This is a genomic window from Isoptericola cucumis (assembly GCF_014635665.1).
In the GTDB taxonomy this organism is placed as follows: Bacteria; Actinomycetota; Actinomycetes; order Actinomycetales; family Cellulomonadaceae; genus Isoptericola; species Isoptericola cucumis.
On record NZ_BMDG01000004.1, the window covers coordinates 13,035 to 39,316 of the forward strand.

Here is a 26,282-nt window from a genome sequence, read left to right on the forward strand (position 1 = left end):
GAGCGATGAAGATGATCCTGCGCAAGCCTGCCCGGGGGCCGGAGCCCGGCGCCGACCTGCCCGAGGTGCGGGGGACGGCCCGCGTGGGCTCCCGCACGAAGGACCTCACCAAGCGGCTCAAGCCCGGCGACGTGGCGGTCATCGACCACGTCGACATCGACCGGGTGGCGGCCGACGCGCTCGTGACCGCCGGCCCGGCCGCGGTGCTCAACGCCGCCCGCTCCACGTCCGGCCGGTACCCCAACGCCGGGCCCGGCATCCTCGTCGAGGCCGGGATCGTCCTCGTGGACGACCTGGGCCCGGGCGTGATGTCCCTGCCGGAGGGCGCGTCGGTCACCGTGGACGGCGGGCGCGTGCTCGTCGACGGCGCGACGGTCGCCGAGGGCACCCGGCAGGACGCCGCGACGGTCGAGGCCGACATGGTGACCTCGCGCGAGGGCCTCTCCGAGGAGATCGAGAACTTCGCCGAGAACACGATGACGTACCTGCGCAAGGAGCGGGACCTCCTGCTCGACGGGGTCGGCGTGCCCGACGTGCGCACCCACATCGACGGGCGGCACGTCCTCATCGTGGTGCGCGGCTACCACTACCGGGAGGACCTGGCGATGCTGCGGTCCTACATCACCGAGAACCGCCCGGTGCTGGTGGGCGTCGACGGCGGCGCGGACGCGATCATCGACGCCGGGTGGAAGCCCGACATGATCGTGGGCGACATGGACTCCGTCTCCGACCGGGCGCTGTCCTCCGGCGCCGAGATCGTGGTGCACGCGTACCGCGACGGCAACGCGCCCGGACTGGAGCGGGTCCGCGACCTCGGGGTCGAGCCGGTCGTCTTCCCGGCGACGGGCACCAGCGAGGACATCGCGATGCTCCTCGCCGACGACAAGGGCGCCGAGCTGATCGTCGCGGTCGGCACGCACGCGACGCTCGTGGAGTTCCTCGACAAGGGGCGCGCCGGCATGGCCAGCACCTTCCTCACCCGCCTGCGCGTGGGCGGCAAGCTGGTGGACGCCAAGGGCGTGTCCCGGCTCTACCGCACCCGCATCTCGAACCTGCAGCTGACCCTGCTGTCGTTGGCCGGCGTCGCCGCCGTCCTCGCCGCGCTGTGGTCCACCTCCGCGGGCCAGACGTTCTTCGGACTCGTCGGTGCCCGGATCGACGACATCGTCTCGTGGGTGGGTAGCCTCTTCGGCGTCTGACCGCCGCCGGGCGCGCCTGCGGCGCGTCCGCCCAGCCCGACCACCGACCGCCTCCCACCCGACCAAGGAACCACTGCCGACGTGATCGACTTCCGGTACCACCTCGTCTCGCTGATCTCCGTCTTCCTCGCCCTGGCGGTCGGCATCATCCTGGGCGCCGGGCCCCTGCAGGGCGCCATCGGCGACCAGCTCACCGACCAGGTGGACGCGCTGCGCGGCGAGCGCAACACCCTGCGCGAGGAGCTGTCCGAGGCGCAGACCGAGGCGGGCGAGCAGCGGCAGTTCGTCGTGGCCGCGGGCGACCAGCTGGTCTCGGGCTCCCTGGCGGGTCAGCGCGTGGCGGTGGTGGACGTCGACGAGGTCGGCGACGGCGCCGAGCAGGCCGTCCTCGACCAGCTCGACGACGCCGGTGCCGAGCTCGTGGCGCACGAGTCGCTGACCGACTCGTGGACCGCGCCGGACGAGGCCACCCTGCGCGACACCGTCGCGGGCGGGCTGCGCGAGCGGCTCGCCGAGGTCGACGGCGAGGTCGTGGACGACGAGTCGAGCACCGCCGAGCTGCTCGGCGCGGCCCTGACCGTGGCGCTCACCGACGCCGACCCCACCGACTCGTCGGCGCGGAGCGCGGAGGCGCAGGACCTGCAGGGGCTGCTCGAGAAGGTGGGCCTCGTCGACGTCGAGACGGCCCCGGAGGCACCGGCCGACGCGATCCTGCTGCTGTCGGGCGGCGACACCCACGCCGACGAGGCGCAGGCCGAGGACGCCGACCCCGAGACCACGGGCATGGGCGCCCTGACGACGCTCGCCGGCGCGGCGGCCGACCTGTCCGGCGCCGCCGTGGTGGCCGGCCCGACGGCGCAGGAGGGCGACCTGGTCTCCGCGATCCGGGCCGACGACGAGCTGGTCGACGCGGTCAGCACGGTGAGCGGCATCGAGAGCGTCACCGGTCAGATCGTGGTGCCGCTGGCGATCGCGGCGCAGCAGTCGGGCACCGTGGACCAGTACGGCTTCGAGGAGGGGGCCACCGTGCTGCCGCCCGAGCCCGGCTCGCAGGACGGCGACGGCAGCAGCCAGGACGCGCAGGGCGGCGCCTCGAACCAGGGCGACGGCCAGTGAGCGGCCGCCGTCGCGCCGGAGCCCTGCTGCGCGCAGGGCTGGCCGCCGCGGCCGCCACGGCCGGCGCCCGCCGGCTGCTCGAGACCGACCCGCCCGGCGGGGCCGCACGCTGGACGCGGACGAACCACCGCGGGGAGCCCGTGAGCATGCTCGAGGGGCCCGCGGTCGCGGCCGGCCTGGTGGCCGGGGCGCTCGCCGGCGGCGAGGGCCGCACCCGCAGCGCCATGGCCCTCGCGACGGCGGGCGCCGGAGCGTTCGGGCTCGTCGACGACCTCGCCGAGGACACGTCCACCCGCACCAAGGGGCTGCGCGGCCACCTCGGCGCGCTGGCCGAGGGGCGGCTGACCACGGGCGGGCTCAAGGTGCTCGGGATCGGGGCCACGTCGATGGTGGCGGCGGCCGTCGGCACCCGGCGCACGGGCGGGGCGCTCGGCCACGCGACGGACGTCGTCGTCAACGGCGCACTCGTGGCGGGGACGGCCAACCTGCTCAACCTGCTCGACCTGCGTCCCGGCCGGGCCCTGAAGTCCGGCGTCGCGCTGAGCGTCCCCCTCGCTGCCGGGGGCGGCGGGGCCGGCGCCGCGGCGGTCGGGGCCGTCGTGGGGGCGGCCGCCGTCGCCGCACCGGGCGACCTCGCGGAGCGGGACATGCTGGGGGACGGCGGCGCGAACGCCCTGGGCGCGCTCGTCGGGTCGCAGTGGGCGTTCTCGGCCTCCCGCGGGGTGCGCCTCGCGGCCCTCGCGGGCGTCGTGGGGCTCACCCTCGCCTCGGAGCGCGTCAGCTTCTCCGCCGTGATCGAGCGCACGCCGTGGCTGCACCGCGTGGACCGGGTCGGACGCCGGCCGTCCGCCGGGCCCGCCGCGGAGGCCACGGCCGAAGAGCCCGCCGGGCCCGCGGACCGGGACACGCCGGCTTGACCTCGCCGGCCGGCCGGGCGCGCGCCGGCCAGACGATCGCCGGCGCGGCGGTGCTCATCACCGTCGTCACGCTGGCGAGCCGGGTGGTGGGCTTCGGGCGGTGGCTCGCCCAGGCGCGCTTCGTCGGCACCGACGGCGTCGACGGGGCGCTGAACGCGGCGAACTTCCTGCCCAACCTCCTGTTCGAGGTCGCTGCGGGGGGTGCCCTCGCCGGTGCCGTCGTCCCGCTCCTGTCGGGGTTCCTGGTCCGGGGGGAGCGCGACAAGGCGTCGCGCACCGCGTCGGCGCTGCTCGGCTGGACGCTGACGGTCCTGGTGCCGCTCGGAGCGGTCGTGGCGCTGCTGGCCGAGCCCCTCGTGCGCGTGACGGGACTGTCCGACCCCGTGAACGTCTCCGTGGCGGTGGACTTCCTGCGGGTCTTCGCCGTCCAGATCCCGCTCTACGGCCTCGCGGTGGTGCTCGGCGGGATGCTGCAGGCGCAGAACCGGTTCTTCTGGCAGGCGTTCTCGCCGCTGGTGTCGAGCATCGTGGTCATCGGCGTGTACGCGCGGTTCGGGACGCTCGCCGACGGGAACCAGCAGGACGTCGCGGAGCTGTCGTCGCAGGCCCTCGGCTGGCTGGCCTGGGGGATGACCGCGGGGGTCGCCTTCCTCGCGCTCCCGCTCGTCGTGCCCGTCCTGCGCACCGGGCTGCGGCTGCGCCCCACGCTCCGGTTCCCGGACGGGGAGGGCCGGCGGGCTGCCCGGCTCGCGTTCGCGGGGATCGGCGCGCTGGTCGCCCAGCAGCTCGCGCTGCTGGCGACGATGGCGTCGGGCAACGCGGCGGGCGGCGACAGCACGTGGACGATCTTCCTGTACGCCCAGAACGTGTACTTCCTGCCCTACGCCGTGCTCGCGTTCCCCATCGCGACGAGCGCGTTCCCGCGGTTCTCCGAGCTGGCGTCGCAGGGGCGCCGCGAGGACCTCGCGCGGCTGGCGTCGTCGACCACGCGTGTGCTGGTCGTCGTGTCGGCCGGCGGCGCGGCGGCCCTCGTCGCCGCGGCACCGCTCGTCGAGAACGTGTTCGACGGCATCGCCCAGGGCGGGGCCGCGGGGCTCGGGGCGGCGCTGGCCTGGATGGCGCCCGGGCTCCTCGGGTACGCCCTGATCCTGCAGCTGTCGCGGCTGCTCTACGCGGTCGACGCCGCCCGGGCCGCGGTCGTCACGACGGCCGCCGGCTGGCTCGCGGTCGTCGTCGGCGTCGGGCTGGCGATCCCGGTGTTCGCGGGGAGCGCGCCCGGTGCCGAGACCCGGGCACTGGTGCTGGCCTGGCTCGGGGGCGCGACGACGGTCGGGATGACCCTGGCCGGCGCGGCCCTGCTGACGGCGGTGCGGCGCAAGGTCGGGCCGCACGCGCTGTCCGGCGTGCTGCGGACCGTCGCCGTGGTGGTCGTCGCGGGCGCGGCGGGCGCGCTCCTCGGCCGCTGGGCCGTCCCGGTCGCGGACCGCGCCGCCCCGGCCGGGCCGACGGACGGTGCGTCCCCGCTCGACCTGGGGGCGCTGCTCGCCGACGTCGGGCTCGGCCTGCTCGCCGGCCTCGTCGCGATGGCGGTCGTGCTCGTCGCCGCCGCGCTCACCGACACCACGGTGCGCGGCCGGCTCCTGGGGCTGGCGCGGCGGGTCGCGCGCCGCTGACGGCGGGCGGGTGTGCGCGATCGCACGACGCGCGGGCCGTGTCCGTCACCCCACGGGCCCGGGACTCGGTTAGCATGGAGTTCCGTGGCCGACACCAATCGACTCCAGCCCCGTACCTCCAGCCGCTCCGGTGCGACGCACCAGACTCGGCACATCTTCGTGACGGGCGGTGTGGCCTCCTCCCTCGGCAAGGGACTGACGGCGTCCTCGCTCGGACGCCTGCTGCGGTCCCGCGGCCTGCGGGTCACGATGCAGAAGCTCGACCCCTACCTCAACGTCGACCCGGGCACGATGAACCCGTTCCAGCACGGCGAGGTCTTCGTCACCGAGGACGGGGCCGAGACCGACCTCGACATCGGGCACTACGAGCGGTTCCTCGACGTGGAGCTCCCGGCCTCCTCGAACGTCACCACCGGCCAGGTCTACTCGCGCGTCATCGCCAAGGAGCGCCGCGGGGAGTACCTCGGTGACACGGTGCAGGTCATCCCGCACATCACCGACGAGATCAAGTCGCGCATGCGCGACCAGGCGGGCCCCGAGGTCGACGTGATCATCACCGAGATCGGCGGCACCGTCGGCGACATCGAGTCGCAGCCGTTCCTCGAGGCGGCGCGCCAGGTGCGCCACGAGCTGGGCCGCGACGACTGCTTCTTCCTGCACGTGTCGCTGGTGCCCTACATCGGCCCCTCGGGCGAGCTGAAGACCAAGCCCACCCAGCACTCCGTCGCCGCGCTGCGCTCGATCGGCATCCAGCCCGACGCGATCGTGCTCCGCTCGGACCGCATCGTCCCGGAGCCGATCAAGCGCAAGATCGCGATGATGTGCGACGTCGACAACGAGGCCGTGGTCAACGCGGCCGACGCGCCCAGCATCTACGACATCCCGCGCGTGCTGCACTCCGAGGGCCTGGACGCCTACGTGGTGCGCCGGCTCGACCTGCCGTTCCACGACGTCGACTGGGACGGCTGGAACCGCCTGCTCGAGCGCGTGCACGAGCCGGAGCACCACATCGAGATCGCGCTGGTCGGCAAGTACATCGACCTGCCGGACGCGTACCTCTCGGTGACCGAGGCGCTGCGCGCCGGCGGGTTCGACAACGACGCCAAGGTCGGGATCCGCTGGGTCGCGGCCGACGACTGCCAGACCCCCGAGGGCGCCCAGGAGGCGCTCGAGGGCGTCGACGCCGTCCTGGTGCCCGGGGGCTTCGGCGTGCGCGGCATCGACGGCAAGCTCGGCGCGCTGCGCTGGGCGCGCGAGAGCCTCGTCCCGACGCTCGGCATCTGTCTGGGCCTGCAGTCGATGGTCATCGAGTACGCGCGCAACGTGCTCGGCCTGACCGACGCGTCGTCCACCGAGTTCGACCCGGACAGCACCCACCCGGTGATCGCGACGATGGCCGAGCAGCTCGCCATCGTCGGCGGCGAGGGCGACCTCGGCGGCACCATGCGGCTGGGCGCGTACGAGGCGCACCTGACGCCGGGCTCGGTCGTCGCGAAGACGTACGGCGCCGAGCGGGCCTCGGAGCGCCACCGGCACCGGTACGAGGTGAACAACACCTACCGTGAGCAGCTGGAGGCCGCGGGGCTCGTGTTCTCGGGCACGTCGCCCGACTCGACGCTGGTGGAGTTCGTCGAGCTGGCCGCCGACGTGCACCCGTACTACGTGAGCACACAGGCGCACCCGGAGTTCAAGTCCCGGCCCACCCGCTCCCACCCGCTCTTCTCCGGGCTGGTCGCGGCGGCGCTCGAGCGCCAGGGTGCCCAGGCGTGACCGGGCAGCGGGCGGAGCAGGCCACCGTGCGGGACGAGATCGACCCCCGTCCCGCCCTGCGGAGCGAGACGTTGCACCGCGGGCGGGTCATCGACCTCGTCCGCGACGAGGTGGACCTCGGTGACGAGGGCGTCGTGACGCGCGAGTACGTCGACCACCCCGGCGCGGTCGCGATCGTGGCGCTGGACGACGAGGACCGGGTGCTGCTGCTGCGGCAGTACCGCCACCCGGTGCGGTCGTTCCTGTGGGAGGTCCCCGCCGGGCTGCTGGACGTCGACGGCGAGCCCGCCGTCGACGCCGCGGCGCGGGAGCTGGCCGAGGAGGCCGACGTCGTCGCGTCGCGGTGGGCGGTGCTGACCGACTACGCGACGACACCCGGCAGCAGCAACGAGGCCGTGCGGATCTTCCTCGCCCGAGGGCTGTCCGACGTCCCGGCCGCCGACCTGCACGTGCGCACGGGCGAGGAGGCCGGCATGGAGGTGCGGCGCGTCCCGCTCGACGAGGCGGTGTCGCTCGTGCTGGACGGGAGCCTGCACAACCCGTCGGCCGTGGTCGGGATCCTGGCCGCGGCCGCGAGCCGCGCCGGCGGGTGGGCCTCGCTGCGCGACGTCGACGCCCCGTGGCCCTACCGCCGAGGCGCCTGAGCCCGGACGACACGCCTGAGCCCGGACGACACGAGGCCCCCTCCGCCGTCGGCGGAGGGGGCCTCGTGCGTCGGGAGTCAGGCGCGGGTGCGCAGGCGCAGCACGGCGTTCGCCGTGGCCCAGGTGAGGCAGCCGGCGCCGACGAGGTGCAGGCCGACCAGGAGCTCGGGGAGTCCGGTGAAGTACTGGACGTAGCCGATGCCGCCCTGCGCGAGCGTCACGACGAGCAGCAGCCAGGCGGCGCGGCGCGCCGCCGTCACGTGCCCGGCGTCCCATCGCGTCCCGCGGAGGCGGTGCAGCAGCACGAGCAGCACCAGCAGCGTGAGGAGGAAGACCCACACGGTCGCGGAGTGGGCACGGGTGACCGTCAGCGGGTCGAGCGCGAGGCGGTAGCCGACCTCGGTGTCGCCGGAGTGCGGGCCGGCGCCGGTGACGAGCACGCCCAGCGTGACGACCGGGACCAGGAGCAGGCCGAGCAGGGCGCCCACCGTCATGACCGGGCGCGGGCCGACGGGCACGGCGGGGCCGTCGCCCTCCCCGTGCCGGCGCAGCAGGTAGGCGCTGAACCACACGAGGGCGGCCGACACGCCGAAGTGCAGCGACACCCAGCCGGGGTGCAGGTCCAGCAGGACGACGACGCCGCCGATGACGGCCTGCGCCAGCACGCCGACCAGCGGCACGATGCCGAGCGCACGGTACGACAGGGGCCGCTTCCGGTCGGTCCACACGAGCAGGAGCACCGCCAGGCCGACGACACCGAGCACGAACGCGAGGGTGCGGTTCCCGAACTCGATGTACGGGTGGATGGTCGAGGCCTGGTGGAACGCCGGGGTGAACTGGCCGGGCTCGCAGTTGGGCCAGGTCGAGCAGCCGAGGCCGGAGTCGGTGAGCCGCACGGCCCCGCCCGTGCCGATGATGAGGATCTGGCCGATGACGTTCGCCAGCAGCACGCCGCGGGTCCAGGAGCGGAACCGGGCGAGGCGGTCGGGTCGGTCGGCCGTGGCGCGGGAGGCGTCGGACGAGGGGCTCACGGCGGGACTCGGCGAGGTCACGGGACCACGCTATCGTCCGTGCGGACCCGCTCCCGGGACGGGGGCGGCCGCAGCAGTGTGACCTTGGCCCGTCCGGGCCCGTGCCGGTGAGGTCATTGCCAGCGGAAGAACCGGGCGCCGGCCCACGCGAGCACCGCGGTCCAGCCGGTGAGCACGAGGACCGCGGCCCAGGGCACGCCGGTGCCCTGCAGGGCGCCGCGCATCGCCTCGCCGAGCGCGCCGGACGGGAGGACCGTCGCCAGGTGCGCGAGCGCGCCGGGCAGCTGGTCGGGGGGCACCAGCAGGCCGCCGCCGACCACGAGCAGCACGAGGACGAGGTTCGCGACGGCGAGCACGCCCTCGGCGCGCAGCGTCCCCGCGACGAGCAGCGCGAGCGCGGTGAAGGCCGCGGTGCCGAGGAGGCCGACCCCGAGGGCCGGGAGGATCCCGGCGGCCGCCGGCTGCCAGCCCATCGCGAGCGCGACGGCGCCGATCACCACGGCCTGGACCGCCTCCACGGCCAGGACCCCGAGCACCTTGCCGGCGAGCAGCCCGCCCCGGCCGAGCGGGGTGGTCGCGAGCAGGCGCAGGACGCCGTTGCGGCGGTCGAACGCGGTGGCGATCGCCTGCGACGTGAACGCGGTGGACACGCAGGCGAGGGCGAGCACCCCCGGCGTCACGAAGTCCACCCGGGACAGGCCGCCGGTGTCGAGCTCGATGACGCTCGTGCGCACGAGTCCCACGAGCAGCAGCAGCGGCAGCACCATCGTCACGAGCAGCTGCTCGCCGTTGCGCAGGATGGCGCGCGTCTCGAAGGCCGTCTGCGCGGCGACGCGCCGCCAGGCGGGGGCGGCGCCCGTCGCGGCCGACCCCGTCGTGGTCCCGGTCTTCCCGGTCGTGCTCGTGCCGCTCATCGCAGGTGCCGTCCCGTCAGGTCGAGGAAGACGTCCTCCAGCGTGCGCCGGCCGACGGTGATGCTCCCGGCCAGCAGGTCCCGGTCCGCGAGCCACGCCGTGAGGGCGGCGAGCGCCCGCGGGTCCGTCGGCCCGGTCAGCACGTAGGACCCGGGGGCCGGGGACGTCGCCGACCACGGCGAGCTGCCGTCGGTGCCGTCGCCGGGCATCGCGGCGGCGAGCGCTGCCAGGTCGATGTCGGGCGCGGCGTCGAAGCGCACGGCGCCCGCGACGCCGCCTGCCTCGTCGTCGGGGGTGGTCGTGAGGAGCTCGCGGACCGTCCCGGACGCGATCACCCGGCCGTGGTCGACGACGTGGACGTGGTCGGCCAGGTCCTCGGCCTCGTCCATGAGGTGCGTGGTGAGGACGACGGCGACGCCGTCGGCGCGCAGCTCGCGCACCAGCTCCCACACGGCCTGCCGGCTCTGCGGGTCCATCCCCGCGCTGGGCTCGTCGAGGAAGACGACCTCGGGGCGCCCGACGACGGCCGCCGCGAGGGCGAGGCGCTGTCGCTGACCGCCGGACAGCCGCCGCACCGTGGTGCGGGCGAACGACTCGACCCCCAGGCGGGCGGCGAGCTCGTCGACGTCGCGGGGCGCGGCGTACATGGCGGCGACGTGCCGGAGGACCTCGCCGGCGCGGGCGCCGGTCGGCAGGCCGCCGTCCTGCAGCATCACCCCCACCCGGGGGCGCAGGGCCCGGGCGTCGGAGACGGGGTCGAGGCCGAGGACGCGGACCGTCCCGGAGGTCGGGGTCCGCAACCCTTCGCAGCACTCGATCGTGGTGGTCTTGCCGGCACCGTTCGGGCCGAGCACGGCGGTCACCGCGCCCGCGGGGGCGACGAGGTCGAGCCCGTCGACGACGGGGCGGCCGCCGTACCGCTTGACGAGGCCACGCACGACGACTGCGCCGTGCGACGGGCCGCCGGTTGGCGCGATGGTGGAGGGCACCGGAGGATTCTACGGAAGTACCGGTACCGCACGGGTCCGTCGAGGCTGGGAGAGAGCATGACCTTCTACACGTTCACGCCGCCGCAGGACGTCGCGGCGCTCGCACGGCGCCTCTGGTACTGGCCCGTGGTGCGCGGGGCGCTGATCCTGCTGTTCGGCCTGCTGGCGATCTTCCTCCCCGACAAGACGCCTGGCGTCCTGGTCCAGGTGTTCGGGATCTTCGTGCTGGTCGACGGCCTGGTGAGCGTCGTGGACGGGCTGCGGCGCCGGGGCACGTCGGCGGGGTCCGTGAACTCCGGCATCGGCGTCGTCTCGCTGGTCCTCGGTGCGTTGCTGCTGTTCCTGCCGCAGGTCTTCCTCGGCATCGTGCTGATCCTCGTGGCGATCTGGGCGCTGCTGATCGGGCTGCTGCAGCTGTTCGTGGTGCCGGTGATGCGCCGGCGCGGCGGGGCGTCGTGGGTGTGGAACCTCGTCGCGGGGCTGCTCCTGATCGCGCTCGCGGTCGTCTGCTTCACGAACCCGGCGGATGCGATCGTCGGAATGTCCGTCGTGATCGGCGTGTTTGCCGTGGTGATCGGCGTCGCGATGCTCGGGCTCGGGCTCAAGCTGCGCAGCATCGGCAGGCAGGGGGCGGCGGGCGGACCGCCCACGCGCCGCGGCGAGGTCGTCGAGGGCGAGATCGTCGACGAGTGACGCCGGCCGCCCGACTGCGGCCGGGACGGGAGACGCACGGTCCGCGCGCGGGCGGACGGGCGTGAAGTGCGCGACATCGTGCCCGCGACCGTGCCCGCCACCGGGCCCGCGCGGCGGGTCGGGTGAGGGTTGCCTTGCTTGACATCCTGGATTACGCAACAAGGATGTTCTCTATATCGACGAAGCTGCCCGGGTCGTGGCGTGCCCCGCCCGGGCACCCGTCGGACCGAGCACGAACCGCGCACGCGCAGGACGGAACCCGGAGGTGACCATGACGACGACGCAGGCCGCGCCGCACGCTCCGGCCGCCCCCGTGCTGCCCGTGGCCGTCGACGGGCCCTACGTGGCACCCGGGGACACGGACGGCACCACCCGGCGCCGCGTGCTCGAGCTCGTCGCCGCCGAGGGCCCGGTCACGGCCGCCGAGCTGGCCGCCACCCTCGGCCTCACGTCGGCCGCCGTCCGGCGTCACCTCGGGGTGCTGGAGGACGAGGGCACGATCACCGTGCACGAGGCCGGCCCCTCGGCCGGGCGCCGCGGCCGTCCGGCCCGGCGCTACGTCGTGAGCACGGGCGGCCAGTCGGAGCTCTCCGGGGGCTACTCCGAGCTCGCGGTGCAGGTCATGCGGCACCTGCGCGCGACGGGCGGCTCCGACGCCGTCGCCCGGTTCGCCGCGGAACGGTACGACACCGTCGTCCGTCGCTACGCCCCGCACCTGACCGCCGCGACGCCCGACGAGCGGGCCGCGCAGCTCGCGGCCCTCCTCACCGACGACGGGTACGCGGCCTCGGTGCGCCCCGTCGCCGGGCCGCTGGTCCCCACCGTCCAGCTGTGCCAGGGGCACTGCCCGGTGCAGCACGTCGCCGAGGAGTTCACCGAGCTCTGCGAGGCGGAGGCGAAGGCCTTCTCCCAGCTGCTCGGTACCCACGTCCAACGGCTGGCGACCATCGCGGGCGGCGCCCACGCCTGCGTCACGAACGTCCCGACCGCCCTGACCGCACCGACCCCCACCCCCGCGGACCGCCGCGGCGGCACGCAGGAAGGAACACGATGAGCGCTCCCACCCAGGACGCCGCCCAGGCACCGGACCAGAGCACCGAGAAGCGGTCCGATGACGAGATCATCGACTCGATCGGTGCGTACCAGTTCGGCTGGCACGACGACGACGCCGCCGGCGCGGCCGCCCAGCGCGGCCTCAGCGAGGACGTCGTCAAGAACATCTCGGAGCTGAAGGACGAGCCCGAGTGGATGAGGAAGCTGCGCCTCAAGGCGCTGCGCCTGTTCGGCAAGAAGCCGATGCCGAGCTGGGGCGCCGACCTCACGGGGATCGACTTCGACCGGATCAAGTACTTCGTGCGCTCCACGGAGCAGCAGGCCACCAGCTGGGAGGACCTGCCCGAGGACATCAAGGAGACGTACGACAAGCTCGGCATCCCCGAGGCGGAGAAGCAGCGCCTCGTCGCCGGCGTCGCCGCGCAGTACGAGTCCGAGGTCGTCTACCACCAGATCAACGAGGAGCTCGAGAAGCAGGGTGTCATCTTCCTCGACACCGACACCGCGCTGCGCGAGCACCCCGAGCTGTTCCAGGAGTACTTCGGCACCGTCATCCCGGCCGGCGACAACAAGTTCGCCGCGCTGAACTCGGCCGTGTGGTCCGGCGGGTCGTTCGTCTACGTGCCGCCGGGCGTGCACGTCGAGATCCCGCTGCAGGCCTACTTCCGCATCAACACGGAGAACATGGGCCAGTTCGAGCGGACGCTGATCATCGCGGACGAGGGCTCCTACGTGCACTACGTGGAGGGCTGCACCGCCCCGATCTACTCGTCCGACTCGCTGCACTCGGCCGTCGTCGAGATCGTCGTGAAGAAGAACGCCCGCGTGCGCTACACGACGATCCAGAACTGGTCGAACAACGTGTACAACCTGGTGACCAAGCGCGCCACGGCCGCCGAGGGCGCCACCATGGAGTGGGTCGACGGGAACATCGGCTCCAAGGTGACGATGAAGTACCCGGCGATCTACCTGCTGGGCGAGCACTCCAAGGGCGAGACCCTGTCCATCGCCTTCGCGGGCGAGGGGCAGCACCAGGACGCCGGCGCGAAGATGGTGCACGCCGCGCCGCACACGTCGTCGTCCATCGTGTCCAAGTCGGTGGCGCGCGGCGGGGGCCGCACGTCCTACCGCGGCCTGGTGCAGGTGCTCGAGGGCGCCGCGCACTCGGCGTCGACCGTGCTGTGCGACGCGCTGCTGGTCGACCAGATCTCCCGGTCCGACACCTACCCGTACGTCGACGTCCGTGAGGACGACGTGTCCATGGGGCACGAGGCGACGGTCTCGCGGGTGAGCGAGGACCAGCTGTTCTACCTCATGTCCCGAGGCATGGAGGAGACCGAGGCGATGGCCATGATCGTGCGCGGGTTCGTCGAGCCCATCGCGCGCGAGCTGCCCATGGAGTACGCGCTCGAGCTCAACCGCCTCATCGAGCTGCAGATGGAAGGGTCCGTCGGCTGATGGCCATCACTACCGATCACACTCGCGCCGTGGCCGACGGCGCCCACTCCCACGCCTTCGGGCAGGGCGTCGTGCCGCAGGGCTCGCGCGCCGAGCGCGTGACCTCCTTCGACCTCGCCGACATCCCCGTGCCCTCCGGGCGCGAGGAGGAGTGGCGGTTCTCGCCGGTCGCGAAGCTCCAGCCGCTGTTCGGCGAGGAGCAGGGCGCCGGCGGCGTGCTGACGACGGTCGTCGAGGCGCCCGAGGTCAAGGTCGAGATCGTCGGCCGCGACGACGAGCGGCTGGGCACCGCCGGCAAGCCGGGCGACCGCACCGCCGTCGCCGCGTGGAACGCGTTCGCCGAGGCCACCGTCGTGACGATCCCCGCCGAGGCGGTCGCGTCCGACGTCACCTCCATCCGGATCGAGGGCGTCACCAAGGACGCCACCGCCGGGCACCTGCTGGTGCACGCCGAGCGGCACTCCGAGGCCGTCGTCGTCATCGACCACCGCGGCGACGCGACGTACAACCAGACCGTCGAGGTCGTCGTCGACGAGGGCGCCCACCTGACGCTGGTCTCGGTGCAGGACTGGGCCGACGGCGCGGTGCACGCGTCCAGCCACCGCTCCCGCGTGGGGCGCGACGCGAAGCTCAAGCACGTCGTGGTGACGTTCGGCGGCGACGTCGTGCGCATCACGCCGGACGCGACGTTCACCGCCGAGGGCGGTGAGGTCGAGATGGTCGGTCTGTACTTCGCGGACACCGACCAGCACCAGGAGCACCGGCTCTTCGTGGACCACGCCGTGCCGAACTGCAAGTCGCGCGTCACCTACAAGGGCGCCCTGCAGGGCACCGGCGCGCACGTGGTGTGGGTCGGCGACGTGCTGATCCAGGCCGAGGCCGAGGGCACGGACACCTACGAGCTCAACCGCAACCTCGTCCTCACGGACGGCGCGCGGGCGGACTCGGTGCCGAACCTCGAGATCGAGACGGGCGAGATCGCCGGCGCGGGTCACGCGTCCGCGACCGGCCGCTTCGACGACGAGCAGCTCTTCTACCTGATGGCCCGCGGCATCCCCGAGGTCGACGCCCGCCGCCTGGTGGTGCGCGGCTTCTTCGCCGAGCTGATCGAGGAGATCGGCGTGCCGTCGGTCAAGGAGCGCCTCATCGAGTCCATCGAGGCCGAGCTGGAGAAGTCGATGAGCGTCATCACCGGCGTCGCGCCTGCCCAGGGCGGCGAGGCGGACCCGGCGTGACCGCCCAGCTCGCCTGCCAGACCGGCGACCTCGCCCCGGAGGAGGCCATGCTCGTGGAGCTCGCCGACACGAACGGGACCACGGTCCCGGTCGCGGTCGCGCGCGACTCCGACGGCACCTGGCACGCCCTGTCCGACATCTGCTCGCACGGGCAGGTCTCGCTGTCCGACGGCGAGGTCGAGGGGTGCCTGCTCGAGTGCTGGCTGCACGGGTCGCAGTTCGACCTGCGCACCGGCAACCCGGTGCAGCTGCCCGCCACCCGCCCGGTGCCGGTGTACCCGGTCACCGTGGACGGCGACCGCGTCCTGGTGGACGTCGACGAGCCGCTGGCCGTCGCGTCCTGACCTCATCACCGACCTGCCACAGCTTTCACAACCTGGAGAACTGAGAATGCCCACCCTGGAGATCCGCGACCTGCACGTCAGCGTCGAGACCAAGGAAGGCGCCAAGCCGATCCTGCGCGGCGTCGACCTGACCATCAACTCCGGCGAGACGCACGCCATCATGGGGCCGAACGGCTCCGGCAAGTCGACCCTCGCCTCGGCGCTCGCCGGCCACCCGAAGTACCAGGTGACCGCGGGCACCGTGACGCTCGACGGCGAGGACGTCCTCGCGATGACCGTCGACGAGCGCGCCCGCGCGGGCCTGTTCCTCGCCATGCAGTACCCCGTCGAGGTGCCGGGCGTGTCGGTGGCGAACTTCCTGCGCACCGCCAAGACCGCCATCGACGGCGAGGCTCCCGCCCTGCGGCACTGGGGCAAGGAGGTGAAGGGGGCGATGGAGAACCTGCGCATCGACTCCACCTTCGCCGAGCGCTCCGTCAACGAGGGCTTCTCCGGCGGCGAGAAGAAGCGCCACGAGATCCTGCAGATGGAGCTCTTCAAGCCGCGCTTCGCCATCCTCGACGAGACCGACTCGGGCCTCGACGTCGACGCGCTGCGCGTGGTGTCCGAGGGCGTGAACCGCGCCAAGGACAACACCGACGTGGGCGTGCTGCTCATCACCCACTACACGCGGATCCTGCGCTACATCAAGCCGGACTTCGTGCACGTGTTCGTCGACGGCCGCATCGCCGAGGAGGGCGGGCCCGAGCTGGCCGAGCGCCTCGAGAACGAGGGCTACGACCGCTTCACCAACGGCGCCACCGCGTCGGCCTGACGGCCGGCTCCTGCCGAGGAGGACCATGACCACCACCGACACCGTGCGCCCGACCGGGGCCGCACCCGCCCCCGCGGCGCTCACCGCCGCGGAGCTCGCGGCCGTGCGGGCGGACTTCCCGCTGCTCGGGCGCACGGTGCGCGGTGGTCGTCCGCTGGTCTACCTCGACTCGGCTGCGACCTCGCAGAAGCCGAACGTCGTCCTGGAGGCGGAGGTCGACTTCTACGAGCAGCGCAACGCCGCCGTGCACCGCGGCGCGCACCAGCTCGCCGAGGAGGCGACGGAGGCGTTCGAGGACGCCCGCGCGGCCGTCGCGGCCTTCGTGGGCGCCGACGAGGACGAGATCGTCTGGGCGCCGGGGGCGACCGCGGCGCTCAACCTCGTGGCCTACGCGCTGGGCAACGCGACGGCCGGGCGCGGGGGAGCGGCGGCCGAGCGGTTCCGCCTGGCACCCGGCGACGAGATCGTCGTCACCGAGGCGGAGCACCACGCCAACCTCGTGCCGTGGCAGGAGCTGTGCGCCCGCACCGGCGCCGTGCTGCGCTGGTTCGGGGTGGACGGCGACGGGCGGATCGACCTGACGGACGCCGGTGCGGTGATCACGGATCGCACCCGGGTGGTCGCCTTCGGGCACGTCTCCAACGTGACCGGCGCCGTCGCGCCGGTGGCCGAGCTCGTGGCCGCGGCCCGCCGGGTCGGGGCGCTGACGGTGCTGGACGCGTGCCAGTCGGTGCCGCACCTGCCGGTGGACCTGCACGCCCTCGGCGTCGACTTCGCGGCCTTCAGCGCGCACAAGATGCTCGGCCCCACCGGCGTCGGCGCGCTCTACGGGCGGCGCGAGCTGCTCGAGGCCATGCCGCCCGTCACGACCGGCGGGTCGATGGTCGAGGTCGTCACGATGGCGGAGACCACCTACGCGCCGCCGCCCCAGCGCTTCGAGGCGGGCACGCAGATGGTCGCCCAGGCGGTGGGCATGGGCGTGGCCGCGCGGTGGCTCGACGAGCTCGGCATGGACCGGGTCGCCCGGCACGAGCACGAGCTCGCGGCCGAGCTGGTGCGGATCGCGGAGATCCCCGGCGTTCGCCTGATCGGCCCGGCGGACACCCACGACCGCCTCGCGGTCGTGTCGTTCGTCGTCGACGGCGTGCACGCGCACGACGTCGGCCAGGTGCTCGACGACCGCGGCATCGCCGTGCGGGTGGGCCACCACTGCGCCCAGCCGCTGCACCGGAGCTTCGGCGTCGCGGCGACCGCGCGCGCCTCGGCGTCCGTGTACACGACCGTGGACGAGATCGTCGCGTTCCGGGAAGCATTGTCGGGCGTCCGCGCGTTCTTCGGTGTGGAATGAGAACGGCGGGAGGACGGCATTGAGCGCGCTCGAGCAGATGTACCAGCAGGTGATCCTGGATCACGCGAAGCACCCGCACGGCCGGGGGCTCGCGGGCTCGGCCGACCCTGCGGCCGGCCACCTCGCGGGGGAGTCGCACCAGGTGAACCCCACCTGCGGCGACGAGATCACGCTGCGGGTCGACGTGTCGGACGGCGCCGACGGCCGCACCGTCAGCGGCGTCTCGTGGGAAGGTCAGGGCTGCTCGATCTCGCAGGCCTCGGCGTCGGTCATGACCGAGCTGGTCACGGGGCGCGGCCTGGACGAGGTCGCGCACCTCGACGCCGTCTTCCACGACCTCATGGCCTCGCGGGGCAAGGGGCTGGGCGACGACGACGTCGAGGACGCGCTCGGTGACGCCGCCGCGTTCACCGGGGTGTCGCAGTACCCCGCCCGCATCAAGTGCGCGCTGCTCGGCTGGGCGGCGCTCAAGGACTCGCTCGCGCGCAGCGGTGCGCTGGCAGCATGACGAACCCGGAGGAGACGATGACCGAGAACACGACCCACGAGGTCGCCCCGCCCGCCGCGGCGCCGTCGCCCACCACGGCGGCCGACGTCGAGGAGGCGCTGCGCGACGTCATCGACCCGGAGCTGGGCATCAACGTCGTCGACCTGGGCCTGATCTACGGCGTCCAGGTCGACCAGAACAACCACACCACCATCGACATGACGCTCACGTCCGCGGCGTGCCCGCTGACGGACGTCATCGAGGACCAGTCGGCCCAGGCGCTCGAGGGCATCGTCGACGGGTTCCGCATCAACTGGGTCTGGATGCCGCCGTGGGGCCCGGAGAAGATCACCGACGACGGTCGCGAGCAGCTGCGGATGCTGGGCTTCAACGTCTGAGCAGACAGCGCACGCGCCGCACGAGCGAAGGTCCCGGCCCCCGAGGGTGCGGGACCTTCGCCGTCTGTCGCCCGGGTCGAGGCGCAGGGCGCTGAACCCGACGGCGCGCTCCTTGCCCGCCGGTCACGCCCACGGGTCGAGGACGACCTTGACGCACCCGTCCTCCTTGCGCTGGAACGTGCGGTAGGCGTGCGGGGCGTCCTCCAGCGGCAGCCGGTGCGTGCGCAGGTCGAGGACGCCGAGCGGGTCCGCCGGGTCCTGCACGAGGGGCAGCAGCGCGTCGGTCCAGCGCCGCACGTTGGCCTGTCCCATCCGGAGGGTCACCTGCTTGTCGAAGAGCTGCATCATCGGCAGGGGGTCCAGGGCCCCGCCGTAGACGCCGGAGATCGACACCGTGCCGCCGCGACGCACGAGCGCGAACGCCGTGCGCAGGGCCGCCAGCCGGTCCGTGCCGCCCCGCTCGGTCAGGGGAGCGGCCGCCGCGTCGGGCAGCATCCCCACGAGCCGCTGCGTCGTCTCGGCGATCGGTGAGCCGTGCGCCTCCATGCCGACGGCGTCGATCACGGCGTCCGGGCCCCGGCCGTCCGTGAGGTCGAGCACCGCCTCGCGGACGTCCTCCTCGTCCGGGTCGAGCCCGATGACGCGGTGCCGCTGCGCCATGAAGCGCCGCTCGGCGACCGGGTCGACGGCGATCACCGTCCCCGCGCCGCGGTGCCTCGCCACGCGCGCGGCCATCTGGCCGACCGGCCCGAGCCCCAGGACCACCACGCTCCCGTCGGTGGGGACGTCGGCGTACTCGACGGCCTGCCACGCGGTCGGCAGGACGTCGGACAGGTAGAGATACCGCTCGTCGGGGCTGCCGTCGTCCGGCACGACGACCGGGCCGTACTGCGCCTGCGGCACACGCAGGTACTGCGCCTGGCCGCCGGGCACCTGCCCGTACAGGCGGGTGTAGCCGAACAGCGCCGCACCCTTGCCCTGGCTGCGCACCTGCGTGGTCTCGCACTGCGACTGCAGGCCGCGGGAGCACATCCAGCACCGCCCGCAGGCGATGGTGAACGGCACCACGACACGGTCGCCGACGGCGAGGTCGCCGACGGCGCTGCCCACCTCCTCCACGACGCCCATGGCCTCGTGCCCCAGCACGTCGCCGGCGTCGAGGAACATCCCCAGCACTCCGTACAGGTGCAGGTCGGAGCCGCAGATCGCGGTCGACGTCACCCGGATCACGGCGTCGGTCGCCTCCTGCACGTGCGGCTCCGGCACGTCCTCGACGGAGACGTCCTGGCGGCCCTGCCACGTCACTGCTCGCACTGTCATTCCTTCCGCCGGCGGGGCTCGTGGCCCCGGCTGGCCGGCGGCTGCTTCACCGGACGCCGTCAGTGAACCATCCGACCGCGCTGCTCACCGTGCGAGAGCCGCCGGGAGGTTGCGAGCGCGCGACCCGCTGCGACGGTGGGAGCAGGTCCAGCCACGGGCCGCACCGACTGCCGAGGAGCACGGATGCCAGTCTGCGACACGTGCGGCAACGACTACGCCCGCACCTTCACCATCACCAGGTCCGACGGCGCCGCGGGCGTGTTCGACTCGTTCGAGTGCGCCGTCCACGCGATGGCGCCCCGGTGCGCCCACTGCGGCTGCACCGTGCTGGGGCACGGGGTCGACGTGGACGACGAGACCTTCTGCTGCAGCCACTGCGCACGGCGACGACGGGCGCCGACCTCACCGACAGCGTCGGCACCTGAGAGGCGGGCGCTAACCGTCGCGTCCCTGTCCCGTGCGAGCAGCCGGACCACGAGGCACGGTGGAGGGAGTCGGTGAAGCAGCCCGCCGTCGCGCCCCCGAGAAGGAGGACGACATGGCTTCGCGAACCGTCGCCGAGTGCATGACCCCCGCCCCCACCACCGTCGAGGTCTCGGACACGCTCCGGACCGCCGCCGACACGATGGCCCAGCAGGACGTGGGGGCGCTCGTGGTGCGTGCGGGCCGCCAGACCGTCGGGATCGTCACGGACCGTGACCTCGTGGTCCGCGGCCTCGCCACGGGCCGCGGGCCGGACGAGCGCGTCGAGGACGTCACGAGCGAACGGCTCGTGGCGGTCGGCCCTGGCGACCCCGTCGAGGTCGCCGTCCACGTGATGCGGGACGCCGCCGTCCGCCGGGTGCCGGTGCTCGACGGCGACGTGCTCGTCGGGATCGTGTCGATCGGTGACCTGGCGGTCGAGCGTGACCCGGAGTCGGCCCTGGCCGACATCTCGGACGCCCCTCCGAACCGCTGACCCGCCGCCGCGAGGCGCGGGCCCTCGGGAGGTCCTGGGGGAGGTCAGCTCCGCCCGGTGCCCGTCCCGCCCTCTGTCGGCGGCGCGGGCGGCTCACGCATCGCCTGCGCGAGGTGGCCGCCGAGGTAGCCGCCGGCGCCGACGGCGCCCATCCCGGCCAGCGTCAGCAGCGCGCCCGCGGCGTGCCGGCCCGAGCGACGGGCCTGCCACGAGCCGGCGGCCAGCAGCGTGCCGGCCGTGTTGCACACGGCGTGCACCGCGGCGACGCGTCGCGGCGACGGCCCGGACAGCGCCCGGAAGTCCGTGAGGCCGGTGAGCACCGTGGGCGGGACTGCGAGGAGGCCGAGGCCCACGAGCCGGCGGGCGGCGGCGTCGTGCCCGGCCGGTCGGGTGAGGTCGAGGGCGAGCGCGCCCGCCCACGGCCCGATCGGCAGGTCGGTGAGCACGCTGTGCACCGGGTGACCGACCGACCGGCCCCGGAGCTCGTCCCGCACCGGGCCCTCCCGGGGCACGACCAGGTGTGCGACCCGGCCGAAGAACCCGGCGAGCCGGTCGAGGCGTGGCTCGCGCTCCAGCGCGGCGGCCAGGCGCGGCAATGGCCGTTCCGCAGGGTCGGTGGGCTGGTGGGCCGGCGGGCTGGTGGGCTGCGCGGTGGACATCGGCTGCCTCCTCGACGGTCGTCGCCCGGGCCGTCCGGCCCCGGGGTGTCGGTGGGCGGCGCCCGGCGTCGGCGCCACGCCCCGACCGTAGGAGGCGCCACGCCCCGACCGTAGGACGGGCGCCCGGTGCTCGCCCGTCCGCCGGCCGTCCACGGCTCTGCCGGCACCCTGCAGGTGCTGCCGGCGCACGACCCGACCGGCCCGGGATGCGTCCTGCCGCCGGCCGGACCAGGGTGGGAGGCACGCGTCCAGCCCTGGCGTGACCGCCGTCGCCGGAGGATCCGTCATGTCCCTCGCGCCCGTCGAGCTCACCGCGGCCGAGTCGGCCCGCGTCCTGCGCGCGGTGCTGGCACCCCTGGTCGCCCAGGGCGCCATCGTGCGTCGCCCCCGCATGACCGCCTGGGCGGAGCGGCGGCAGAGCGACCGGGAGTCGCGCCGACTCCTGACCGCCCTGCGGCACCGTCACGACGACGCGCCGCTGGTGCTGCGCCTCGGGCCGCGACGGCTCGTCCTGGTCACCGACCCGGGCGACGTCGAGCGCCTGCTCGTCGGCTCCCCGGAGCCCTTCACGCCCGCCTCGAACGAGAAGCGGGGCGCGCTCGCGCACTTCCAGCCGCAGGGCCTGCTGATCTCCGCGCCCTCGGACCGGCGCCTGCGGCGGCCGTTGAACGAGCGCGCGCTGGACACCCCGCACGCCGTGCACGAGGACGCCCCGTCCCACGTGCGGGCCGTGGTCAGGGCCGCGGGCGAGCTCGAGCGGAGGGTGCGCGACACGGGTTCCCTCGACGCGGGGACGTTCATGGCCGCGTGGTGGCGGCTCGCCCTGGACGTGACGTTCGGGGCCGCGGCGCGCGACGACGACCGGCTGGTGGCCGTGCTGTCCGCCCTGCGCCGGGACGCCAACTGGTCGTGGCTGCGCCCGCGACGCCCGTGGCTGCGCGCGGAGCTGGAGCGGCGCGTCGCCCGTCACGTGGCGCGGGCGCCGTCGACGTCGCTCGCCGGCCGTGCGCGGGACGCCGACCCGGACCAGGCCCCGGGGCAGGTGCCGCACTGGCTCTTCGCCTTCGACGCCGCGGGTGCGACGACGCTGCGGGCGCTCGCCGTGGCCTCGGCACGCGAGGACGTGCGGAGCCGCCTCGTCGACGAGCTGCCCGTGGACGAGCTGGCCGCCGAGGAGCTCGCGGGCGACGAGGACGGTGGCGCCGCGGCGTTGCCGTACGGGCGGGCGTGCCTGCTCGAGGCGGTCCGGCTCTGGCCGACCACGTTCGCGATCCTGCGCGACTCGCTCCGCCCGACCGACTGGGGCGGCACGACGCTGCCGGCAGGGACGGGGTTCGTCGTCGTCAGCGCGTTCTTCCACCGCGACGGGGAGCGGCTGCCGTTCGCCGACGACTTCGTCCCGGAGGCGTGGCTCGACGGCCGGGCGTCGTCGGACTGGGGCCTGGTGCCCTTCAGCGGCGGGCCGGCGGGCTGCCCGGGCCGCAACCTGGTGCTGCTGGTGGCGTCGCACCTGCTCACGCGGCTCGCCCGCCTCGGGCTCGACGTCGACCGGGGGCGGTACCTCGCCCGTGACCCCCTGCCGTGCACGGTCGACCACCTCGGCCTGCGGTTCACGGCGCCGCGTGCGGGTGCCGGACGACCGTGACAGCGTGACGGGCGCGGGCTCGGGGCCGGAGTACCCCGACACCGAACACGGCCACGAGTGGCACCGGACCGGACGGCTCATGGCCCACCACCTTCACGCCGTCGCGACGGCGTTCGCCGAGCGGCCCGTCCCCCCGTTCTCCGCGGGCTGAGCCCTCCGGGGGCTGACGTCGGCCGTGGTCAGGCCTGCGCCAGCGCCATCAGCCGCTCCCACGACCGGTGCATGCCCAGGTCGTGGAGCAGGGCGACGTCCAGGCCGTTGTCGTCCGGGAGCACGTGGACCCCGGGCGACTCGGCCGCCACCCCGGCGGCGTGGAGCAGCTCCGTGCCGTCGCCCACGACGGCGATCGCCTTGCCGTGCCGGTACGCCTCCTGCAGCAGCACCGGCGTCCTCCCGTCCGCCGCGAGCGGCGAGCCGGCCGTGCCGTCGGCGACCACCACGGCGTCGTACTCGACGGAGCGCGTGGCCAGGATCGTCCGGTCGACCGTCTCGCGGACGCCGCCGGAGCCCACCTCGCCGCCGTGCGCCGCGACGACCCGGACCACCACGCGGTGCTCGGCGAGCGCGGACCGCAGGGTGCCCACGACCCCCAGGTCGCCGTCGTCCGCGACCAGCACGCCCACGACCCGGCCGTCGACGCGGGCGGGCGACCGCGGCACCTGGGACAGCGCGGGGGACGGCTCGCCGACCGCGGGCACGTCGCCGGCGGGCACGGGGAGGCCCAGCCCGGCCGCGACGCGGGACGCGAGCTCGTCGTCCACGCGGGCGAGGCTGGCGAGCATGTTCTGCCGCACCTGCACCGAGGCGCACTTGCCCAGCTCGAACGTGTAGGCCTGGGCGATGTGCGCCTGCTCGACGGGCGACATCGAGAGCCAGAACAGCCGCGCCTGGCTGAAGTGGTCGGTGAACGACACGGGGTGGTGCCGGGCCTTCGTGCCGTCGACGGGCGTCGCCACGGTGACGAACCCGTCGCGGGGGGAGGCGGCCGGCAGGTCGCCGTCGAGCGCGTTCGGCTTGTAGGCGACGACGCCGTCGTGGACGGCGGTCTGGTGCATGCCGTCGCGCAGCATGTCGTTCACGGGGGCGTGGGGACGGTTGACGGGCAGCTGTGCGAAGTTGGGCCCGCCGAGCCGCGTCAGCTGGGTGTCCAGGTAGGAGAAGAGCCGCCCCTGCATGAGCGGGTCGTTCGTCACGTGGATCCCGGGCACCAGGTGGTCGACGTGGAACGCGACCTGCTCCGTCTCCGCGAAGTAGTTGGTGGGGTTGGCGTGCAGCGTCATGATCCCCACCCGCTGCACGGGGCAGATCTCCTCCGGCACGATCTTCGTCGGGTCGAGCAGGTCGATGCCCTCGAACGTCTCGTCCGGGCTGTCCGGCATGACCTGCAGCGCGAGCTCCCACTGCGGGAACGCGCCCGCGTCGATCGCGTCGGCGAGGTCGCGGCGGTGGAAGTCGGCGTCCGCGCCCTGCGTGATCTGGGCCTCCTCCCACACCTGGGAGTGCACGCCGAGCACCGGCTTCCAGTGGAACTTCACCAGCGACGTGGTGCCGTCCGCAGCCTCCAGGCGGAACGTGTGGACGCCGAAGCCCTCCATGGTGCGGTAGCTGCGGGGGATGGCGCGGTCCGACATCGCCCACATCGCCATGTGGGTGGACTCGGTGTGCGAGGAGATGAAGTCCCAGAAGGTGTCGTGCGCGCTCTGCGCCTGCGGGATCTCGCGGTCGGGGTGCGGCTTGCCGGCGTGGATGATGTCGGGGAACTTCACGGCGTCCTGGATGAAGAACACGGGGAAGTTGTTCCCGACCAGGTCGAAGACGCCCTCGTCCGTGTAGAACTTCGTCGCGAACCCCCGCACGTCGCGCACGGTGTCGGCCGAGCCCCGCGAACCGAGCACCGTCGAGAACCGGACGAAGACGTCCGTCTCGCGGTCCGTCTCCGCGAGGAACGCCGCCCGGGTGACGCTCGCGGCGTTCCCGTAGGCGCGGAAGGTGCCGTGGGCGCCCGCGCCGCGCGCGTGCACCACGCGCTCCGGGATGCGCTCGTGGTCGAAGTGCGTGATCTTCTCGCGCAGGTGGTGGTCCTCGAGCAGGACCGGTCCGCGCGGGCCTGCGGTGAGGGAGTGGTCCGTGTCGTCGACCCGCAGGCCCTGCGCGGTCGTCAGGCGCTCGCCGCTCTGGCGTCGGGCGTCCGGCTGGGTCGAGGGCTCGGGCACCCCCGTCGGGCTCCGGGGGTCTGGCGGCGCCGTGCGGGGCGGCGGGGCCGCTCCCGGGTCCGGCGCGTCTCGGTGGCTGTCCGTCTGGTCGGTCATGGTGAACCTCGTGGAGACGAGCTGTGTGCCCGTTTCTCGAGCACCCTTCCACCGTCGGTCCTGTGCCCGGTGGACGCCATCCGGCGGGAGGCGTCGCGGCGCGGGCGGCGCCGGGGCCTACGCGCCGTCCGGCCGCTCACCCGTGCGGGGGTTGAGCATGTCCGGGTCGGCGTCGGGGTCCGCCTCGTCGTCCGGCTCCGCCGGAGGGTGGGCCCGCGGCCCCGTGCGGGGGTTGAGCATGTCGGGATCGGCGTCGGGGTCCGCGTCCGCGCGGACGTCCGGCTCCTCCGGCTCCGCACCGGGGCCGGTGCTGGGGCGGTCGTTCATGGCGCTCTCCTGCCGACGACGTCTGTCGCACGATGGCACGACGGGCGGCGGCTCGCACCCGCGCTGGCCGACTCCGACCGTCCGCGCTAGCGTGAGTGATCTCGGAGTCAGGAAGCGGCTTCGGACCTCGCGGTAGGAGGCCGAAATCATGCACCGACGAACGACCGACATCCCCGCTCGTCACGACGACGCCGCCCCCGCCGACCAGAACGGCTCAGGCGCCCTCCGACCCGGTGACCTCGCCCCCGCGCTCGCGGTCGGGACGCAGCTGCTCATCGGCCGGTACCGGGTCGACCTCCGCGCCGACTCGTGGTGGTGGTCCGACGAGGTGTTCCTGCTGCACGGGTACGAGCCCGGGCAGGTGGAGCCGGGCCTCGACGTGCTGCGGGCCCACCAGCACCCCGACGAGCGCGACCGCGTGGTGCGCGAGGCGATCTCGTCGCTGCGGTCGGGCAGGCCGTTCGCCTGCGGGCACCGGTCGGTCGACGCGCACGGGCGCACCCGCACGCTGCTCGTCACCGGCCAGGCGCGCCGCGCCCAGGACGGCCGCTCGTCCGAGGTGGCGGGCTACGTCGTGGACACTACGCCCCTGCAGCGCGAGGCGGTGGCGCGCGACGTGCGGCGCGCGATCGACGCCGCCTTCGTGTCGGCCGCGGCGATCGAGCAGGCGAAGGGCGTCCTCATGGCGACGCGCGGCGTCGACTCGGACACCGCCGAGCGTCTGCTGGCCGAGGCTGCCGGGGCGACCGGGTGCGGCCTGCGCGACGCCGCCGCTCAGCTCATGGCGGCGCTGGCACGCGGAGACGGCTTCGGGGACCTCGCCGACCGGCAGGTCAAGGGCGCGCTCGACAGCGTCCAGCCCTCCCGGCGCCCCCACGTGCACGAGGCGCAGCTCGCACGCCGCCGCAGCGCGGCGTGACGGTCGCCGAACAGGCGTCGGCCCGACCGGCACCACCGACCGACCCGCCCGAGGAGGAGCAG

At 74.3% G+C, this 26,282-nt stretch carries 26 protein-coding genes; 19 read left to right on the forward strand and 7 right to left on the reverse strand.

Translation table 11 applies throughout. From position 1 onward, the window contains the following. The first annotated feature begins 5 nt into the window (after window positions 1-5). The 6 genes from steA to IEW03_RS06295 all read left to right on the forward strand — a co-directional run bounded on the left by steA (window position 6) and on the right by IEW03_RS06295 (window position 7,319). Window positions 6-1,199 (forward strand): putative cytokinetic ring protein SteA, encoded by a 1,194-nt coding sequence (gene steA / locus IEW03_RS06270; protein ID WP_188522819.1) that lies wholly within the window; start codon window positions 6-8, stop codon window positions 1,197-1,199. 81 nt (window positions 1,200-1,280) lie between these two features. Next, on the forward strand, window positions 1,281-2,315 hold the full coding sequence (locus IEW03_RS06275; protein WP_188522820.1) for a copper transporter: 1,035 nt from the start codon (window positions 1,281-1,283) through the stop codon (window positions 2,313-2,315). Beyond that, window positions 2,312-3,232: a hypothetical protein gene (locus IEW03_RS06280; protein WP_188522821.1), complete on the forward strand. Its 921-nt coding sequence runs from the start codon at window positions 2,312-2,314 to the stop codon at window positions 3,230-3,232. Before IEW03_RS06275 ends, IEW03_RS06280 begins: the two co-directional genes overlap by 4 nt. Continuing rightward, window positions 3,229-4,905 (forward strand): murein biosynthesis integral membrane protein MurJ, encoded by a 1,677-nt coding sequence (gene murJ / locus IEW03_RS06285; RefSeq protein ID WP_188522822.1) that lies wholly within the window; start codon window positions 3,229-3,231, stop codon window positions 4,903-4,905. Before IEW03_RS06280 ends, murJ begins: the two co-directional genes overlap by 4 nt. 84 nt (window positions 4,906-4,989) lie before the next feature. Next, entirely contained in the window at window positions 4,990-6,675 is a 1,686-nt protein-coding gene (gene pyrG, locus IEW03_RS06290) for a CTP synthase (RefSeq protein ID WP_188522823.1), read from the forward strand. Beyond that, window positions 6,672-7,319 (forward strand): NUDIX domain-containing protein, encoded by a 648-nt coding sequence (locus tag IEW03_RS06295; protein WP_371870596.1) that lies wholly within the window; start codon window positions 6,672-6,674, stop codon window positions 7,317-7,319. The genes pyrG and IEW03_RS06295 overlap by 4 nt, the downstream gene beginning before the upstream one ends. 77 nt (window positions 7,320-7,396) lie before the next feature. Here the strand turns inward: IEW03_RS06295 and IEW03_RS06300 are convergent, their stop codons facing one another. The 3 genes from IEW03_RS06300 to IEW03_RS06310 all read right to left on the reverse strand — a co-directional run bounded on the left by IEW03_RS06300 (window position 7,397) and on the right by IEW03_RS06310 (window position 10,253). Further along, window positions 7,397-8,371, reverse strand: a complete 975-nt coding sequence (locus IEW03_RS06300) for a COX15/CtaA family protein (protein WP_229737649.1) — start codon at window positions 8,369-8,371, stop codon at window positions 7,397-7,399. 92 nt (window positions 8,372-8,463) lie between these two features. After that, window positions 8,464-9,264 (reverse strand): ABC transporter permease, encoded by an 801-nt coding sequence (locus IEW03_RS06305; RefSeq protein WP_188522824.1) that lies wholly within the window; start codon window positions 9,262-9,264, stop codon window positions 8,464-8,466. Further along, window positions 9,261-10,253 (reverse strand): ABC transporter ATP-binding protein, encoded by a 993-nt coding sequence (locus tag IEW03_RS06310; RefSeq protein WP_188522825.1) that lies wholly within the window; start codon window positions 10,251-10,253, stop codon window positions 9,261-9,263. The genes IEW03_RS06305 and IEW03_RS06310 overlap by 4 nt, the downstream gene beginning before the upstream one ends. Before the next feature lie 57 nt (window positions 10,254-10,310). Here IEW03_RS06310 and IEW03_RS06315 point away from each other — a divergent pair, with 57 nt between their 5' ends. From IEW03_RS06315 to IEW03_RS06355, 9 genes are all read left to right on the forward strand, one after another. Then, the gene (locus tag IEW03_RS06315) at window positions 10,311-10,946 is read left to right on the forward strand and encodes an HdeD family acid-resistance protein (protein WP_188522826.1); all 636 of its coding nucleotides are present in this window, start codon (window positions 10,311-10,313) and stop codon (window positions 10,944-10,946) included. Window positions 10,947-11,217: 271 nt separating this feature from the next. Next, complete coding sequence (locus IEW03_RS06320; RefSeq protein ID WP_188522827.1) at window positions 11,218-12,000, forward strand: helix-turn-helix transcriptional regulator; 783 nt, start codon at window positions 11,218-11,220, stop codon at window positions 11,998-12,000. After that, on the forward strand, window positions 11,997-13,457 hold the full coding sequence (gene sufB / locus IEW03_RS06325) for a Fe-S cluster assembly protein SufB (RefSeq protein ID WP_229737651.1): 1,461 nt from the start codon (window positions 11,997-11,999) through the stop codon (window positions 13,455-13,457). Before IEW03_RS06320 ends, sufB begins: the two co-directional genes overlap by 4 nt. After that, complete coding sequence (gene sufD / locus IEW03_RS06330; protein WP_188522828.1) at window positions 13,457-14,692, forward strand: Fe-S cluster assembly protein SufD; 1,236 nt, start codon at window positions 13,457-13,459, stop codon at window positions 14,690-14,692. Before sufB ends, sufD begins: the two co-directional genes overlap by 1 nt. Continuing rightward, window positions 14,689-15,036, forward strand: a complete 348-nt coding sequence (locus IEW03_RS06335; RefSeq protein WP_188522829.1) for a non-heme iron oxygenase ferredoxin subunit — start codon at window positions 14,689-14,691, stop codon at window positions 15,034-15,036. The genes sufD and IEW03_RS06335 overlap by 4 nt, the downstream gene beginning before the upstream one ends. 46 nt (window positions 15,037-15,082) lie before the next feature. Beyond that, entirely contained in the window at window positions 15,083-15,850 is a 768-nt protein-coding gene (sufC, locus tag IEW03_RS06340) for a Fe-S cluster assembly ATPase SufC (RefSeq protein WP_188522830.1), read from the forward strand. A 25-nt stretch (window positions 15,851-15,875) separates the two neighbouring features. Then, entirely contained in the window at window positions 15,876-17,198 is a 1,323-nt protein-coding gene (locus IEW03_RS06345) for a SufS family cysteine desulfurase (RefSeq protein ID WP_188522831.1), read from the forward strand. 19 nt (window positions 17,199-17,217) lie between these two features. Further along, a complete protein-coding gene (gene sufU / locus IEW03_RS06350) occupies window positions 17,218-17,706 on the forward strand; it encodes a Fe-S cluster assembly sulfur transfer protein SufU (protein ID WP_188522832.1) in 489 nt (162 codons plus the stop codon). A 17-nt stretch (window positions 17,707-17,723) separates the two neighbouring features. Next, window positions 17,724-18,083: a metal-sulfur cluster assembly factor gene (locus tag IEW03_RS06355; RefSeq protein WP_188523144.1), complete on the forward strand. Its 360-nt coding sequence runs from the start codon at window positions 17,724-17,726 to the stop codon at window positions 18,081-18,083. Window positions 18,084-18,206: 123 nt separating this feature from the next. On the opposite strand, the gene IEW03_RS06360 is transcribed toward IEW03_RS06355, so the two are convergent. After that, window positions 18,207-19,397, reverse strand: coding sequence for a zinc-dependent alcohol dehydrogenase (locus tag IEW03_RS06360; protein ID WP_188522833.1), 1,191 nt, complete (start codon window positions 19,395-19,397; stop codon window positions 18,207-18,209). 189 nt (window positions 19,398-19,586) lie between these two features. Between IEW03_RS06360 and IEW03_RS20700 the strand changes: the two genes are divergently transcribed. Both IEW03_RS20700 and IEW03_RS06365 read left to right on the forward strand, forming a co-directional pair. Further along, window positions 19,587-19,904 (forward strand): metallothionein, encoded by a 318-nt coding sequence (locus IEW03_RS20700; protein WP_503826687.1) that lies wholly within the window; start codon window positions 19,587-19,589, stop codon window positions 19,902-19,904. Between the two features lie 37 nt (window positions 19,905-19,941). Beyond that, window positions 19,942-20,361: a CBS domain-containing protein gene (locus IEW03_RS06365; protein ID WP_188522834.1), complete on the forward strand. Its 420-nt coding sequence runs from the start codon at window positions 19,942-19,944 to the stop codon at window positions 20,359-20,361. A gap of 44 nt (window positions 20,362-20,405) precedes the next feature. Here the strand turns inward: IEW03_RS06365 and IEW03_RS06370 are convergent, their stop codons facing one another. Next, complete coding sequence (locus IEW03_RS06370) at window positions 20,406-21,020, reverse strand: DUF2231 domain-containing protein (protein ID WP_188522835.1); 615 nt, start codon at window positions 21,018-21,020, stop codon at window positions 20,406-20,408. 286 nt (window positions 21,021-21,306) lie between these two features. Here IEW03_RS06370 and IEW03_RS06375 point away from each other — a divergent pair, with 286 nt between their 5' ends. Further along, entirely contained in the window at window positions 21,307-22,665 is a 1,359-nt protein-coding gene (locus IEW03_RS06375; protein ID WP_188522836.1) for a cytochrome P450, read from the forward strand. Between the two features lie 179 nt (window positions 22,666-22,844). Here IEW03_RS06375 and IEW03_RS06380 read toward each other — a convergent pair whose 3' ends face one another. Then, window positions 22,845-24,974, reverse strand: coding sequence for a catalase (locus IEW03_RS06380; RefSeq protein ID WP_188522837.1), 2,130 nt, complete (start codon window positions 24,972-24,974; stop codon window positions 22,845-22,847). 117 nt (window positions 24,975-25,091) lie between these two features. Then, window positions 25,092-25,301: a hypothetical protein gene (locus IEW03_RS06385; RefSeq protein ID WP_188522838.1), complete on the reverse strand. Its 210-nt coding sequence runs from the start codon at window positions 25,299-25,301 to the stop codon at window positions 25,092-25,094. A gap of 148 nt (window positions 25,302-25,449) precedes the next feature. Here IEW03_RS06385 and IEW03_RS06390 point away from each other — a divergent pair, with 148 nt between their 5' ends. Continuing rightward, window positions 25,450-26,220, forward strand: a complete 771-nt coding sequence (locus IEW03_RS06390) for a PAS and ANTAR domain-containing protein (RefSeq protein ID WP_188522839.1) — start codon at window positions 25,450-25,452, stop codon at window positions 26,218-26,220. Window positions 26,221-26,282 lie beyond the last annotated feature (62 nt).

Excerpts from the sequence above, each read along its gene's own strand:
- IEW03_RS06380 (WP_188522837.1), bottom strand. The coding sequence starts at position 24,974 with ATGACCGACCAGACGGACAGCCACCGAGACGCGCCGGACCCGGGAGCG.
- IEW03_RS06355 (WP_188523144.1), top strand. The coding sequence starts at position 17,724 with ATGACCGAGAACACGACCCACGAGGTCGCCCCGCCCGCCGCGGCGCCG.
- IEW03_RS20700 (WP_503826687.1), top strand. The coding sequence starts at position 19,587 with ATGCCAGTCTGCGACACGTGCGGCAACGACTACGCCCGCACCTTCACC.
- IEW03_RS06370 (WP_188522835.1), bottom strand. The coding sequence starts at position 21,020 with ATGTCCACCGCGCAGCCCACCAGCCCGCCGGCCCACCAGCCCACCGAC.
- IEW03_RS06345 (WP_188522831.1), top strand. The coding sequence starts at position 15,876 with ATGACCACCACCGACACCGTGCGCCCGACCGGGGCCGCACCCGCCCCC.
- IEW03_RS06365 (WP_188522834.1), top strand. The coding sequence starts at position 19,942 with ATGGCTTCGCGAACCGTCGCCGAGTGCATGACCCCCGCCCCCACCACC.
- IEW03_RS06320 (WP_188522827.1), top strand. The coding sequence starts at position 11,218 with ATGACGACGACGCAGGCCGCGCCGCACGCTCCGGCCGCCCCCGTGCTG.
- sufD (WP_188522828.1), top strand. The coding sequence starts at position 13,457 with ATGGCCATCACTACCGATCACACTCGCGCCGTGGCCGACGGCGCCCAC.
- IEW03_RS06390 (WP_188522839.1), top strand. The coding sequence starts at position 25,450 with ATGCACCGACGAACGACCGACATCCCCGCTCGTCACGACGACGCCGCC.
- steA (WP_188522819.1), top strand. The coding sequence starts at position 6 with ATGAAGATGATCCTGCGCAAGCCTGCCCGGGGGCCGGAGCCCGGCGCC.
- IEW03_RS06315 (WP_188522826.1), top strand. The coding sequence starts at position 10,311 with ATGACCTTCTACACGTTCACGCCGCCGCAGGACGTCGCGGCGCTCGCA.
- IEW03_RS06385 (WP_188522838.1), bottom strand. The coding sequence starts at position 25,301 with ATGAACGACCGCCCCAGCACCGGCCCCGGTGCGGAGCCGGAGGAGCCG.
- sufC (WP_188522830.1), top strand. The coding sequence starts at position 15,083 with ATGCCCACCCTGGAGATCCGCGACCTGCACGTCAGCGTCGAGACCAAG.
- sufB (WP_229737651.1), top strand. The coding sequence starts at position 11,997 with ATGAGCGCTCCCACCCAGGACGCCGCCCAGGCACCGGACCAGAGCACC.
- IEW03_RS06305 (WP_188522824.1), bottom strand. The coding sequence starts at position 9,264 with ATGAGCGGCACGAGCACGACCGGGAAGACCGGGACCACGACGGGGTCG.
- IEW03_RS06375 (WP_188522836.1), top strand. The coding sequence starts at position 21,307 with ATGTCCCTCGCGCCCGTCGAGCTCACCGCGGCCGAGTCGGCCCGCGTC.